17 protein-coding genes are annotated in these 13,428 nt (G+C 48.1%); all 17 read left to right on the top strand.

The genetic code is table 11. The features are described 5' to 3' along the window. Positions 1-85: 85 nt before the first annotated feature. The gene (gene radA / locus QHH26_04135) at positions 86-1,516 is read left to right on the top strand and encodes a DNA repair protein RadA (GenBank protein ID MDH7481153.1); all 1,431 of its coding nucleotides are present in this window, start codon (positions 86-88) and stop codon (positions 1,514-1,516) included. Positions 1,517-1,533: 17 nt separating this feature from the next. Continuing rightward, a complete protein-coding gene (gene nadA, locus QHH26_04130) occupies positions 1,534-2,469 on the top strand; it encodes a quinolinate synthase NadA (GenBank protein ID MDH7481152.1) in 936 nt (311 codons plus the stop codon). 23 nt (positions 2,470-2,492) lie between these two features. Then, positions 2,493-3,506 (top strand): carboxylating nicotinate-nucleotide diphosphorylase, encoded by a 1,014-nt coding sequence (gene nadC / locus QHH26_04125; GenBank protein ID MDH7481151.1) that lies wholly within the window; start codon positions 2,493-2,495, stop codon positions 3,504-3,506. Positions 3,507-3,613: 107 nt separating this feature from the next. After that, positions 3,614-4,438 (top strand): biotin--[acetyl-CoA-carboxylase] ligase, encoded by an 825-nt coding sequence (locus tag QHH26_04120; protein ID MDH7481150.1) that lies wholly within the window; start codon positions 3,614-3,616, stop codon positions 4,436-4,438. A 130-nt stretch (positions 4,439-4,568) separates the two neighbouring features. After that, complete coding sequence (locus QHH26_04115) at positions 4,569-5,321, top strand: YebC/PmpR family DNA-binding transcriptional regulator (protein MDH7481149.1); 753 nt, start codon at positions 4,569-4,571, stop codon at positions 5,319-5,321. Positions 5,322-5,475: 154 nt separating this feature from the next. Continuing rightward, entirely contained in the window at positions 5,476-6,510 is a 1,035-nt protein-coding gene (locus QHH26_04110) for a Gfo/Idh/MocA family oxidoreductase (protein MDH7481148.1), read from the top strand. 177 nt (positions 6,511-6,687) lie between these two features. After that, positions 6,688-7,893, top strand: a complete 1,206-nt coding sequence (locus QHH26_04105; protein MDH7481147.1) for a DUF935 family protein — start codon at positions 6,688-6,690, stop codon at positions 7,891-7,893. A gap of 61 nt (positions 7,894-7,954) precedes the next feature. Then, positions 7,955-8,797: a hypothetical protein gene (locus tag QHH26_04100; protein MDH7481146.1), complete on the top strand. Its 843-nt coding sequence runs from the start codon at positions 7,955-7,957 to the stop codon at positions 8,795-8,797. Between the two features lie 70 nt (positions 8,798-8,867). After that, positions 8,868-9,290, top strand: a complete 423-nt coding sequence (locus tag QHH26_04095; GenBank protein MDH7481145.1) for a hypothetical protein — start codon at positions 8,868-8,870, stop codon at positions 9,288-9,290. 109 nt (positions 9,291-9,399) lie between these two features. Beyond that, positions 9,400-10,305: a Mu-like prophage major head subunit gpT family protein gene (locus QHH26_04090; GenBank protein ID MDH7481144.1), complete on the top strand. Its 906-nt coding sequence runs from the start codon at positions 9,400-9,402 to the stop codon at positions 10,303-10,305. 16 nt (positions 10,306-10,321) lie between these two features. After that, a complete protein-coding gene (locus QHH26_04085; protein MDH7481143.1) occupies positions 10,322-10,663 on the top strand; it encodes a hypothetical protein in 342 nt (113 codons plus the stop codon). Positions 10,664-10,770: 107 nt separating this feature from the next. Then, positions 10,771-11,208 carry a hypothetical protein gene (locus QHH26_04080; protein ID MDH7481142.1) on the top strand — a complete coding sequence of 146 codons (438 nt, stop codon included), beginning with the start codon at positions 10,771-10,773 and terminating at the stop codon, positions 11,206-11,208. Positions 11,209-11,210: 2 nt separating this feature from the next. After that, positions 11,211-11,513 (top strand): hypothetical protein, encoded by a 303-nt coding sequence (locus QHH26_04075; GenBank protein MDH7481141.1) that lies wholly within the window; start codon positions 11,211-11,213, stop codon positions 11,511-11,513. 33 nt (positions 11,514-11,546) lie between these two features. Continuing rightward, a complete protein-coding gene (locus QHH26_04070; protein ID MDH7481140.1) occupies positions 11,547-11,792 on the top strand; it encodes a hypothetical protein in 246 nt (81 codons plus the stop codon). A 12-nt stretch (positions 11,793-11,804) separates the two neighbouring features. Then, positions 11,805-12,119 carry a hypothetical protein gene (locus tag QHH26_04065; protein ID MDH7481139.1) on the top strand — a complete coding sequence of 105 codons (315 nt, stop codon included), beginning with the start codon at positions 11,805-11,807 and terminating at the stop codon, positions 12,117-12,119. 82 nt (positions 12,120-12,201) lie between these two features. Continuing rightward, entirely contained in the window at positions 12,202-12,621 is a 420-nt protein-coding gene (locus QHH26_04060; GenBank protein MDH7481138.1) for a M15 family metallopeptidase, read from the top strand. A gap of 69 nt (positions 12,622-12,690) precedes the next feature. Beyond that, the gene (locus QHH26_04055) at positions 12,691-13,404 is read left to right on the top strand and encodes a sulfotransferase (protein ID MDH7481137.1); all 714 of its coding nucleotides are present in this window, start codon (positions 12,691-12,693) and stop codon (positions 13,402-13,404) included. Positions 13,405-13,428: the final 24 nt, after the last annotated feature.

Genomic DNA, 13,428 nt, shown 5'->3' with positions numbered 1-13,428 from the left:
GTGATATCCCCTTCTTTGTGGTTTGTCGTTGCCTTTCAACTTTTGATATAATTCCTTTGTTGAGAAAAATATAAAGGGGTTATACTTGGCAAAGACGCAGACTAAATATGTATGTCAGCAATGCGGATATGAGTCTCCAAAGTGGCTTGGTCGCTGTCCCGACTGCAACGAGTGGAATACCCTAGTTGAGGAAGTCGTCACCCGAACATCGGAGGCAACGAAGAAGCCCACGTCCGCTACATACAACCCGCCCAAACCAATTACTGATGTTGTGGTCGGTGAGCATCACCGATACACCACTGGCATTGGTGAGTTCGATCGTGTTCTTGGCGGTGGTGTAGTGCCCGGTTCTGTTGTGTTAGTTGGCGGCGATCCGGGAATTGGGAAGTCAACCCTTCTTACCCAAGTGGCTGAAAACCTGAGCCGCGAGGGTCCGACGCTCTACGTTTCGGGTGAGGAATCCTTAGAGCAAGTCAAGATGCGAGCCAACCGATTGGGCGCGGTTTCAGAACGCCTTTATCTCGCCGCTGAGACATGTATTGAGCAAGTTGAGGCGTACGTGCAATCTCTTAAACCTGGTGCTGTCATAATTGATTCTATCCAGGCAATGTATGATTCGTCGCTGGAATCAGCGCCTGCCACTGTGAGCCAGGTCCGCTCTTGCACTGCAACTCTTGTTAGAATTGCGAAGGGCTTGAGCATACCAGTGTTCATCATTGGCCATGTGACAAAGGATGGTTCTATTGCCGGCCCACGCGTGCTCGAACACATGGTAGACACCGTGCTTTATTTCGAAGGCGACCGGCATCAAGTTTATCGGATACTGCGGGCGGTGAAAAACAGATTCGGTTCAACCGACGAGCTGGGGATTTTCGAGATGCACGAAAATGGCCTTGTGGAGGTAAGCAATCCGTCTGAGCTTCTTCTTGCGGAAAGGCCCCTGCATGGCCCGGGCTCGGTAGTAAGCGCCGTTATAGAGGGTACAAGGCCCTTGCTTGTCGAAGTTCAGGCTTTGGTATCGCCTTCGTATTTTGCTGCTCCAAGAAGGATGGTAAGCGGGGTTGACTATAACCGCACAATGCTTATTCTGGCGGTTCTGGAAAAGCGCATAGGACTTCGATTTTCTAATCAAGATGTCTATGTAAGCATAGCAGGTGGCGTAAAAGCCGCAGAGCCCGCGCTTGATTTGGCGATTGCGGCGGCAGTGGCTTCGAACTTGAAGGAGTTGCCAATTGACCCAAAAACTTTGGTTGTTGGGGAGGTTGGTCTTGCGGGTGAAGTGCGAGGCGTGGTCCAGATTGAAAAGCGAATAAGAGAGGCGGCGCACCTGGGATTCGAGCGTGCAATCATTCCAGCAGCCAATGTAGTAAGAGCCAAGGTTGCAGGAATGAAGACAGTTGGCGTGGAGTCGGTTTACCAAGGAATTGAAGCCGCGATTGGTAGCTTTAAGCGCAAGAGGGCGACAGCTTCCGCAATTGGAGAACGAGATTCAGGAGAAGGCGAAAAGGGTTGTTAGAATAGGAGCGAGTGCTTATGTCTTTAGAAAAGAGTGGAGTTGAGGATACGACATTTCATTTATTAGGTAGGATAGAGGTATACCAGAATCTCCGCAATGCAGTTATTCTAGCTCATAACTATCAGCTTGGCGAGATTCAGGATGTTGCCGATTTTGTGGGTGACTCCCTGGAGCTAAGCAGGAAGGCGGCGGAGGCCCAGGCGGACGTTATTGTTTTCTGTGGAGTTCACTTCATGGCTGAAACAGCCAAAATACTTTCGCCGCAGAAAACTGTGTTGCTGCCCGACCTTGCGGCTGGTTGCCCAATGGCGGATATGATAACTGCCGAGCAGCTACGTGAGCTTAAAGCCGAATACCCAGGGCGGCCTGTCGTGGCATATGTAAATACTTCGGCGGCGGTCAAGGCAGAGAGTGATATTTGCTGTACATCTGCAAACGCCGTAAAAGTTGTCGAATCGCTTGATGCAGACGAAGTCATTTTTGTGCCCGACAAGTGTCTCGGTGACTATGTTGCATCGAAGACTAGCAAGCGTGTCATCTGCTATCCGGGCTTCTGTCCAACACATTACAATATCAAGCCTGAGGACATTCTAAAGGCAAAGGAAGAGCATCCCGAAGCGCTAGTAATCGCCCACCCCGAATGCACGAAAGAGGTGCTCGAGCTGGCAGATGGCGTTTTCAGTACGTCGGGGATGATTCGATTTGCAAAAGAGAGCTCGGCACGGGAGTTTATTGTTGCCACGGAGGAAGGCTTGCTTCACCGACTCTATCAGGAAAATCCTGGCAAAAAGTTTTATGCGCCCACAGCTGGGGTAGTCTGCCCGAATATGAAGCTAATTACGCTTGAAAAGCTTGCTTGGTCGCTCGAAAATATGCAGTATACAATCGAGTTGCCTGCCGATATAATAAATAGAGCACGAAAAGCAATTGAGCGAATGATAGAAATAGGATAGCTTATATTGGACATTTAGTCATCATGAGCCTTAACTTTCTTGAAGTTGAAAACATAGTCCGGAGGGCACTGGCGGAAGACATAGGAGCTGGCGACATAACAACAGCGCTAACTGTGCCGTCTACATCGTCATCTCGCGCGCAGATGGTTGTCAAGCAGGATGGCGTAATCTGCGGGTTGCAAGTTGCCGCTCTTACATTCAACATTGTTGCCGAAAGCTACGCTTCGGGTGAGAACTTAATTCTTCGAAGGCTCCAGCCTGGTGGTCAGGCTAATAGGGAGCCTTTATTAGGAGTTGGTGGGCCGACACGTGTTAGCATTCGTCACATGAACCCTGTCGAGGTGGTAAAAGCGGGTGCGCCCCAGCCCATATCGGTTGCCAAAGGGAAAAGCCTTACTTTCCGAGCTGAGATGCCGGATGGCTCACATGTAGAGGCTGGGGATGTTGTAGCGGAGATTACAGGCCCAACTGCAGTGATTCTAACCGCAGAAAGGACTGCGCTCAATTTTGTCCAGCGTTTGAGCGGAATAGCGACAATGACGTCGCGGTTTGTTGCGCTTGTACAACATACCAAGACAGTAATTACAGATACCCGCAAAACGACCCCTGGTCTTCGGATTCTGGAAAAATATGCAGTTCGCGTTGGCGGCGGACAAAATCACCGTTTTGGGCTTTATGATGCTATTTTAATAAAGGACAACCATATTCTCGCTGCGGGCGGCATCACGGAAGCAGTTGCTGCTGCCAAGGCAAGGGCGCCTCATACAATGAAGATTGAAGTTGAAGCAGAAACGCTAGAACAGGTTGAGGAGGCACTTGCTGCGGGCGCTGACATAATCCTTCTAGACAATATGAGCCCAGCCATGCTAAGAAAGGCGGTTGCTCTTTGCAAGGGTAAGGCGCTAACTGAGGCGTCTGGCAACGCTACCGAATCAAGCATTGCCCGAATCGCCGAAACTGGGGTGGATATGATATCTGTGGGCGCACTGACTCATTCCGTGAAAGCCTTGGATGTGAGCCTGGAAATCGTTGGATAGCCGCAAATCAGAGAAATTAATCATAAAAGAATAGCGCGGGAGTAAAGCAGCTAGCTTTAACGTTAATCATTCTCCGCACTCTCGCTTTCGTTGGCTGAGTTTGTCCAATGCAATTTAGCATTCATCGCTTTGAAAGAGTTACCTCCACTAATACTATTGCTCTTCAGTTTGCCGAGAAGGGCGCTCCTGAAGGAACGGTTATTATTGCACGTGAACAGACTGCCGGTAGAGGAAGGTTTGGGCGAAATTGGGTTTCTCCATTGGATTCCGGACTTTATCTAACGATAGTCTTCAGACCCAAAAGGTCGTTTGAGGAATTATGGCAGCTCGCTTTTGTGTGCTCCCTTGCCGTAGCTGAGACGATTGAATGTGTATCCGGACTAACGCCGGGCTTGAAATGGCCGAACGATGTAATGCTAAACGGTCGCAAGGTTTGTGGCTTGCTCGTTGAGATTGGGAAAGCGGTTGTAATATCTGAGCAAGGCATAAAAGACAGTCAGGAGAATGCAAACTCAGCGCATACTGCAGTCGCGATTCCGGATTCCAAAATTCCGGTCGTCGTTGGCATCGGCATCAACGTCAACAACACCGAGTTCCCCGAAGAGTTAGCAAATCAGGCGACTTCATTAGCGCTTGAGGCAGGCAAAAGGTTTGATCTTCATAAGGTTGAGCAGTCGCTTCTAGGGGCTATCGAAGCAAAATACGTGCAGTATGGTCAAGAAGGCTTTCCGCCAATACTTACAGCATGGAGGGAGTACGACATCACCATTGGCAGCAGAGTAGCCGTCCACATGCCCGGTAAAGTTATTGAAGGTACGGCAGTTGAGATAGATGGGGAAGGCAATTTGGTTGTGCGCCGTCTAGATGGTACTTTAACTAAGCTGTTGGCAGGCGACGTTAATATTGAATTTAGCCAGCGAAGACGCCTGTGATACCAATAAATTAATACTTCGTTTAGGTGACTACTTTATAGCAAGCTCGGCCGTTGACGAGGCACGCTGAGCGATGATATAATTAACATAAATCAACTATGAATCGCACGCTTATGGAGGGTTGATTTGCATGGCGGGACATTCAAAGTGGCATAACATAAGGCTGAGAAAAGGTAAGCAAGATGCCGAGCGCGGCAAGACATTTACAAAGCTCGCTCGGGAAATAATAGTTGCAGCTCGTGAAGGAGGCGGTAACCCAGAAACAAACCTTCGGCTCCGTCTGGCAATTCAAAAGGCGCGTGAGGCTAGCATGCCCGCCGAGAATATCAAGCGTGCGATTCAGCGTGGCACTGGCGAAATCGAGGGTGCCCAGTATGAAGAAGTAACCTACGAGGGATATGGACCTGGTGGAGTCGCAATAATGGTTTCCGCTTTGACGGACAACCGAAATAGAACGGTAGCTGAGCTCAGAACCATCTTTTCCAAGAATGGAGGAAGCTTGGGAGAATCTGGTTGTGTAGCTTGGATGTTCGACCCGAAAGGTATAATCACGATTCAGAAGGACTCCGTTGATGAAGATACGTTAATGATGATTGCTCTGGAAGCGGGAGCAGAGGATATACGCACCGAAGGCGATACATATGAAGTAATAAGCGCGCCGGAGGACTTCCATGCCGTTCGTCAGGCCATAACCGATGCTGGGGTTAGCTATGTAAGCGCTGAACTTACGCGCATGCCGAAGAGTACAATAGTTGTCAATGGCAAGGAAGCCCATCAAGTGCTTCGCCTAATGGACCAGCTAGAAGATAGCGATGACGTCCAACAGGTTTTTGCCAACTTTGACATTCCGGAAGAAGTTTTGGAGGCAGCTGCTGTAGAATAATCGTCAGCATTAGGATATTTGACTTAATGACACAACAAAAGGGCAGGCGGAAAGCCTGCCCTTTTTTAATTGCCCTAATTCAGCAAGAGGTTTTAGATTCTTCGACAATGGCAAAAATCTACCGAGGTACTGCGCTTTGCAAAGGTGGAAAATTATGTCTTTACGAGTAGGCATAGTAGGTGCTGGCAGGGTAGGCTTGGCTAGGGCGCGCAAGATAAAGACTTACTCTGATGTGGAAATTACGGCGGTTGCTGACCCCAATCGGCCGAACAGAGATAAACTTGCTGGATTCTCAGGGGCTGGATTGGCTGTTGCTGACCATAAACGGCTCGTTGTCGATAAAAATGTTGATGTTGTTTATATCGCTTCTCCTCCCAACACCCATCGCCAGGTTGCAGTGGATGCCTTGAACGCTGGCAAACATGTTATATGCGAACCTCCAATTGCCATTAGCATTGGTGACGCTGAGGCAATGATTGCCGCCGCAATTGAAAATAACAGAAGGCTCTTGGTGGCGCTTTCCGAGCGATATGACCCGGTTAACCAAGAAGTCTACCGACTCATTGAAGCCGATGAGATTGGATTTCCCTTTATTGTGCAGGTCACATACGTTGAGAATGAATTCGATAGACTCAACGATTGGCATGATTGGAAAGGAACATGGGATATTGCAGGCGGCGGAATTCTTATGGAGCGAGGCTCGGGGATTTTGGACCTCCTGTGCTTTCTTCTTGGCCAGGTTGAGGGCGTAAATGCGGTTTGCACTAGATTTGCAATAGAACCACTCAACAAGGCTGAGGATACGTGCATGCTCGGTCTTGAGTTTAAAGAAGATATTGGCGCATATTTGCTTATGACAGGAGCAGCACAGTACAGCGCCTGGCCGCCAAACTTCACAGGTCTCGGTTATCGTATGGAAATATTTGGCTTGAAAGGGTCAATTCAGGTGACCAATTACGAGCCGCGGCTTGCCATTGTGACAAAAAAGCAAAAGCGGCAAGAGATATCAGGGTCAGAAATACGCACCTCATTTCCCACTGATATGCTCCAAGATTTTATAGATTGTATACGTGAGGACAAGGAACCACTTGTCACAGCCAAGGATGCTCTATATGCGCTCCGCCTGATTCTTGCCGGGTACAAAGCTTCTCGAAATAAACGACGGGTTGAGCTGTTGGAGGAAGTGTGAGCCGCGAGTTTTCGCTAGATATACTTAACCGCATGTAGAGCTTCCTGCTTCTTGTGGTGATGTGCGCTTTTTGAAAAATTTCCAGAAACGTTCACAGTCTGTTCTTTTATTTTCCGCCTTCCCGAGGATTTGTAATATTGAGAGCGAATTAAGCTGCTATTGCCCAAGGAGGTCATCATGAGCATCAGACAGCGTATTCTAAGCAAGTTTGGGCGAAACCGGCCGTTGATGGAAGAAGTAGCGGCGGCTCAAAGCAGACTTGCAAGCAGTGCTTATCGGCTGGCGGCATACTCCCCGGACGATCTTCTCAGCCGTAAAGGGCTTGCAATCTATGATGAAATGCAGAAGGACTCGCAAGTGCTCTCGTGCCTGAATACGAAGAAGTTCGCTGTGCTTTCGAAGGGTTGGGATATTGTTCCAGCTGATGGCTCCCAGGCAAACATACGTTCGGCGGAGTTTGTCAAATTTTGCCTTATAAACATGAGGGGTTCGGTTCAAGATGTGTTGTTTAAGGTAATGGATGCGCTTGCGAAAGGGTTTTCAGTTTGCGAGATTAACTACAAAATTATTCCCAATGGGCCTTTTGCCGGCATGGTAGGTTTGGAATCAATAAAATCCAAAGACCCGGCAGCTTTTGGCTTCGAGATGGATGAATTCTTAAATATCCATGGGCTCATCATTACGGAAAGCGGCAAGACAGCAAGCTTGCCGGTCGAAAAGTTTATCATTTATACCTATATGCCCGAATATGAAATGCCTTATGGGCAGTCAGACCTTCGAGCGGCATATAAGCACTGGTGGAGTAAAGAAGTAATTCTGAAGTTCTGGAATATCTACCTGGAAAAGTTTGGTTTGCCTACTGCCAAAGGATCATACCGACGCGGCCTGCCGAAGGAGCAACAGGATGATTTGCTTCGTGTGCTCGACAAAATACAGCAGGAGACGGCTATTGTTATCCCAGAGGATATTCGGATTGAGTTGATTGAGGCACAAAGGGGCGGCGAGGCTGGCTACCTGGCGGCAATCGAGTTTCACAATAGGCAGATTGCAAAGGCGATTCTTGGACAAACGCTAACCAGCGAGGAAGGCTCGCGGGTGGGGTCGCTCGCAATGGCGAAAGTCCATCTCGATGTCCTTTGTTTTTACCTTCAGAAGCTTAAGCGTGATTTGGAGGAGACTGTAGTGCAGGAACAGATTATTAGGCGGCTAGTGGATATAAACTTTGGTCCATCAGCAAAAGTATATCCAAAGTTTGTGCTCGGAAGTTTGGAAGACAAAGATATTGAGGCTCTTGGAAGCCTAATTGAGAAGCTAATTGCTGGAAAAGTCGTTGCTCCTAATGAACCCTGGATACGTGAGTATCTCGGGATACCTGTGGCATAGGGGATAAACCGAAAAACAAACTGGCATCATTTCAATACTAATTAACTATGGGAGGTTTGCCATGAATGGAGCCATTTATTTTGATGTGGATTACTCCCCATCAGAGCCAATGCCGGTAGAAAAGGACGCAAAGATATTCGAAGCTGGCAATTACACGGATAAAGGGCTCATCATTACAGAAGATGATTTGGATACTATTGTCCGCAATTTTCACGAGGCGCCCGTGAAGGTTGAACATACCGACAGCCCGCTAGACCCACTTGGAGTTGTAAAGCGGATATGGCGGCGGGGAAAGGAACTCTTTGCAAGGCTGGCATTTCCGGCAGACGTGGCTGGATTCTTGGAGCGCCGTGGAGTGAAGAAGCTGAGCGTTGCGTTGTTAAAGGACCCACTGCGACTGGCGGAGGTTTCGCTTGTGCTGAACCCGCGCGTTCCTTCTGCGGCAATGTTTGGCAGAAAGGGCGCTATTGACTGCCTGCCATTGGGCGCCAGGTTTGGTGATTCGCAAGCATTTAATCAAATAAGACGAAGTAGGAAGGAGGTGAATGAGAAGGTGAACGAGGCTGAGAAAGAGATCGCAGAGCTGAGGTTTGCACTGAAGTCGCGCGACGTGGAGGCGCAAATTGCTGAGTTCAAAGCCAATGGTAAGCTGGTCCCAGCATCAGAGCCGTTTGCTCGGGCAATCCTCTTGAATGCCAACCAAGTAGTTACATTCTCGGATGGTGAAAGCACGGTGGCTGAGTTGTTCATTCAGTTCCTGATGAACCAACCCAAGGTAATAGAGTTCAGCGAGACTGCAAAGGCTGTGGAGAAATCGGCAAGGCTGTTGACGCTGGAGGAGGAAAACCTTCTTGCAAAGCTCGGAATAAACAGGGAAAAGCTTGAGAAGTATGCGAAAGAGTAGCAAGTGATTGTGGATGACAATATAGGTTTTAAATCTGCATATGCGACATTTAGAAATGGAGGTAGGATAGGTGACAGCGACTACAACGGATCGTGATACAAAGCGCAGTGATGGTATGCTCAAGGCGATGAAGATGTCGAGCGTCAAAATACCGAAGGGCGTCTTGGTCTGCATTAACACAAGTGGCTATGTTGCAAATGGTGCTGACACTGCCGACTTCAAATTCGCCGGGGTTAGCTATGAGCAGGTGGATAACTCTGCGGGTTTGGCAGGCGATAAGGAAATCCGTGTTGAAAAAGCGGGCGAACATATGTTCGTATATAACGGCGGCGATGCTACTCAGGCTGTTGTCGGTAAGGAGGTCTACATCGTGGATAACCAAACAGTAGACGATGACCCGGCGGCCGTTGCAAATGACATTAAATGTGGTGTAATCGCCGAGGTGGTTAGCCCTAGTTTGGTGCGTGTGCGAATTGATGGCTATGCAAGATAAAGAGAATACACTGCTTTTGTGGCACATGTTCTTGGAAGAGCAAGTTAGCTGAGTATCTTTTTTTTGCTCTTTTGAGTTGGCGAAAACGTATGAAAGGAGATTTGTTTCCATGCCAATAGTCAAGTCAGATATTCCAAAGCTTCTGGAAGCCGGACTTCGGGCAGTATTCTTCGATGCCTACGAAGCATATCGCAGCGACTGGGAGCGAATTGCCACTATTGTTCCTTCAGAAAATGATATCGAGAAATATGCATGGCTGGGGGCAACTCCCAGGATGCGGGAGTTTAAAGATGAGCGAATACCTGCTGGTCTGCTTGAGCATGATTATTCAATTAAAAACAAAACTTGGGAAGCCTCGATTGCAGTTGACCGCGCGGCACTGGAGGACGACCAATATGGCCAAATTCGGCTGAGAATCCAAGGATTGGCAGATGAGGCTAGACGTCATCAGGAGGAGTTGGTTTTTGGCCTGCTTAGGGACGGGTTCAATACTTTGTGCTATGACGGTCAATTTTTCTTCGACACCGACCATAGCGATGGTGAGTCCGGCACGCAATCGAACAAGGGTACTTCTGCCCTATCTGCGTCATCGCTTCAAGCGGCTTTCACTGCAATGATGAAGTTCAAAGATGACCAGGGTAAGCCAATGGGAATCATCCCTGACACACTTGTTGTTTCGCCTGATCTTAAGTGGACGGCAATGGAACTCCTTGGGTCAATCTATGCGCCTGATAGCGAGGTTGGGAAGACTGAAACCAGGAAAAACGTCCTCAAAGGTGCGCTCGATTTAATTGTCAGTCCATACCTTACAGATTCAAATGACTGGTTCCTACTATGCACCAAGCGTGTCATCAAGCCTGTAATCTTCCAGTCCCGAATTCCCATAGAATTTGCGGCTCTGGAGGCGAACTCGGAAAACGGGTTCATGCGCGATAGGTATGTTTACGGCGTCCGAGCAAGATACAACGTGGGATTCGGACTATGGCAGCTTGCGTATGGTAGTCAGGTAAGCTGATAGGGGGAGACTATTAATGATTACAGCAGCAGATAGGAGTACAAAACAGGCAAAGGAGCTTATTGCGGTTCCAAGTGGCGCTCTCTTAATGACGCCCGAAGAGTGTGAAGCCTGTTTTGTGAATGAGACTACTATGATTCAGACGGGCCCATGTCGGCTCGTGGGGGTAATCCTGAACGTCGGAACTGAGGTTGCTACGATAACCATAGAGAGCGATACCCAGATTGTTCTCAAAGCAAAAATGACCTCAGGTAGCCGACCTGTTTTCCCTGCACTGCCAATTGCATGCAAAGGAAATCTTGGGGTTACTTTGACTGGTGCAGGCGCGGAAGCAATTGTCTATTACATACCAATGTAATCAGTGGAGTGGTGGAGTATTGGCAGGATGATGGCGGCCTTTTTCTTATGGCTTATTTTCTTGCTACTTCATCACTCCAATTTATCCTATTTCGCGGAGGATTATCGATGGCAATCACAATTACAAAGGCGGAGATTAAACGAAAGTGCATGATTCCTATATCGGATACGACTTATGATTCAAATATTGATGCCCTGATTGCCGAGATGCAGCCAGGAATTGAGTATACAATCGCCGATGCATACTTAAATGACACTGGAAATTCCAGACTTCAGGCGCTCTTAAAGCTTGGGATGCTTGAGATAATGAGCGGTGAATTCATCCAGCAACTTTTTCGAAAAGCAGGCGCATCGGAATCGCTCAAAATCGGCAGTTTAACGATAGGAGCCCGTCCACAGTATGGCGCAAAGTTAATCGAGCAGGGCCAGTTGAGACTTCGGCCCTTCAGAAAGGCAGTGGACGATTTAGCAGACGTAACTCAGATTGCAAGCACGACAGAAGATACGGATAGGATTTTCACAAGCGATGATATGAGGATATGGTGACAATGGAGGCACTAAAGGAACGGGCAAAGAACGCATTTGAAGCATATGGCGAGTCTTTTGCAATTGGAGGAAGACCTACAAGAGGCGTTTTCCAGCAGCTTGATATGCAGAGAATGAACATGTTTTTTGATGATATTGAAATTTCAACAATAACCAGGCCCGCGCTTATTGCTTTTATTCCAGCCGACGCAAGCGCATCAATTGACGAAACAATTACACGAGATGGGAGAACTTATACTATCAAGAAGTTGGCAAAGCTAAGGGCAAAAGATACGGTTGTGATGCAGGTAATCCTGTTGGTTTAATTGTTATTTATGGTCTTGATTGGGGTGACTTGTTTGAGAAGGCGGATAACAGCAGCAAAGAGCGATGATGTGAGCTCCCGGCTGGCGGTGATTGAGGAGAAAATCGAACTTGTTATCTCAGAGCTTTCCGCCATTAGGGCTTACATCCCCAGCAAGATGGTCGAACACCAGGAAAGGATAACTGTTTTGGAGCGGAGCATCCGTGGCATTCAGTGGCTAGGTAGTGCGCTAGCAATTGCTCTTATAGGAGCTTTCATAGGGCATGTGCTTGGAAGGTAAAGGAGAGTTCAAATGAATAAAATTCACCTATGGCAGTTTTTGCCATACATTCTGCCTGTAATTTCTTATGTCATTGGCAAACAAATGAATAGGCTGCGTGTGCCAAGAGAAGTTTTAAGGCTGATTAGCAACCCAAACATTGTTGGCATTATCACCCAGGGGGTCAAGACTGCTCAGGCACTGCATGGGAAATCTGATGACGAAAAGCGAGAATATGTGCGTTCATGGGCAAAGTCGGAACTGTATAAACTTCTTGGCAAGTGGTTTCCAGATTCAACAATCAATTTTCTTATTGAGCATGTAATCATTCGCAGAAAGGCATTGTAGACGTGCAAAGATTGGCACTTGATGATGTTTTTGGCGGTAGTTGGTTTTAACACAAATTTTAATTTTCAGAGATAGGTAAAACATGGCAAACAAATATGACGGTCTTGATGCGGAGTTTCGAGCGAAGTTAGGATTATTCGAGAAACGCCTACTTGAGCGAGGTATTTATGTAAAGCTTGTGTGTGGCTATAGATCAATCGAAGAGCAGGACCGGCTGTATGCATTAGGCAGAACAAAGCCAGGTAAAATTGTTACCAAGGCGCGTGGTGGCTACTCATGGCATAATTTCGGGCTAGCTGCTGATTATGCATTTGTTGTTGGCGGCCGACTTACCTGGAATGGTCCTTGGAGCGTTTTTGGCAGGATTGCGAGGGAATGCGGCTTAGAATGGGGAGGCGATTTCAAGGGATTCTCCGACCGCCCGCATGTGCAGTGGAGAAATGGTAGAACGTTGGCGGCAATGAGGAAGGGTTTGGCTAATATTATGCGCAATCTGGAGTGACAATCCGATACTTGTATGGTATGCTGAACAAGGCTTAGATTACACCATGTAGTTTGGGGGATTTGGCAGATGTTGATTACCATTATCGGCAGAGGCCATGGGGGCACGCGGGCGATGAGCAAGACGCTTGTAGATAGCGGCGTGTATATGGGGGCACAGCTCAACGCTTCCTATGATCTTGTGCCTGCTGAGGAAATGTACGAGGCATGTCGAATTATGGCGCGGCATGTCGTTCACCTCGGTGGGGTGCAGTGGGACTTTTCAAAGCTTTACGAGATGCCGATAGACCCCGAATTTGAACGCCTAGTGCATTCATATCTTCGGTCGGTATTGGAAAGCGATGCTCCGTATCGAGGGTGGAAACTTCCTGAGACGACGCTTGTATACCCTTGGATTAGCCGCATGTTTCCTGATGCTTACTACATACATTGGACGCGCGACCCGCGAGACTCGATTTTAAATGCACATCTCACGGATGATCTTGCGAAGTTCGGAGTTCCCTATACACCGGTTCAAGATGAGCGCCTTAGGCGGGCTATAAGTTGGAAATATCAGCGCGAGATTGTCAAGGCAACACCGAGGCCTAAGCACGCGATTGATGTGCGCTTTGAGGATTTTGTGCTGGACCAGGAAAAGACCCTCAAGCGGCTCGAGGAGTTTCTCGGCATTCCGCTCGCCCGCATAGAAGTTCGTCATGAGGCAGTTGGCCGTTGGAAGACGGACGAAGGACAACACGACTTCGACTTCCTTAGAGAAGATATGAGGGAATTAGGGTATCTGTAAACATTGTGTCTTGCTTTGTCGGCG

Source organism: Armatimonadota bacterium (assembly GCA_029907255.1).
GTDB lineage: Bacteria > Armatimonadota > UBA5829 > DTJY01 > DTJY01 > JAIMAU01.
Note: the sequence above shows the minus strand (reverse complement) of the source record. Positions and strands in the feature narration are given on the sequence as shown.

Excerpts from the sequence above, each read along its gene's own strand:
- nadA (MDH7481152.1), top strand. The coding sequence starts at position 1,534 with ATGTCTTTAGAAAAGAGTGGAGTTGAGGATACGACATTTCATTTATTA.
- nadC (MDH7481151.1), top strand. The coding sequence starts at position 2,493 with ATGAGCCTTAACTTTCTTGAAGTTGAAAACATAGTCCGGAGGGCACTG.
- QHH26_04120 (MDH7481150.1), top strand. The coding sequence starts at position 3,614 with ATGCAATTTAGCATTCATCGCTTTGAAAGAGTTACCTCCACTAATACT.
- QHH26_04115 (MDH7481149.1), top strand. The coding sequence starts at position 4,569 with ATGGCGGGACATTCAAAGTGGCATAACATAAGGCTGAGAAAAGGTAAG.
- QHH26_04110 (MDH7481148.1), top strand. The coding sequence starts at position 5,476 with ATGTCTTTACGAGTAGGCATAGTAGGTGCTGGCAGGGTAGGCTTGGCT.
- QHH26_04105 (MDH7481147.1), top strand. The coding sequence starts at position 6,688 with ATGAGCATCAGACAGCGTATTCTAAGCAAGTTTGGGCGAAACCGGCCG.
- QHH26_04100 (MDH7481146.1), top strand. The coding sequence starts at position 7,955 with ATGAATGGAGCCATTTATTTTGATGTGGATTACTCCCCATCAGAGCCA.
- QHH26_04090 (MDH7481144.1), top strand. The coding sequence starts at position 9,400 with ATGCCAATAGTCAAGTCAGATATTCCAAAGCTTCTGGAAGCCGGACTT.
- QHH26_04085 (MDH7481143.1), top strand. The coding sequence starts at position 10,322 with ATGATTACAGCAGCAGATAGGAGTACAAAACAGGCAAAGGAGCTTATT.
- QHH26_04080 (MDH7481142.1), top strand. The coding sequence starts at position 10,771 with ATGGCAATCACAATTACAAAGGCGGAGATTAAACGAAAGTGCATGATT.
- QHH26_04075 (MDH7481141.1), top strand. The coding sequence starts at position 11,211 with ATGGAGGCACTAAAGGAACGGGCAAAGAACGCATTTGAAGCATATGGC.
- QHH26_04065 (MDH7481139.1), top strand. The coding sequence starts at position 11,805 with ATGAATAAAATTCACCTATGGCAGTTTTTGCCATACATTCTGCCTGTA.
- QHH26_04060 (MDH7481138.1), top strand. The coding sequence starts at position 12,202 with ATGGCAAACAAATATGACGGTCTTGATGCGGAGTTTCGAGCGAAGTTA.
- QHH26_04055 (MDH7481137.1), top strand. The coding sequence starts at position 12,691 with ATGTTGATTACCATTATCGGCAGAGGCCATGGGGGCACGCGGGCGATG.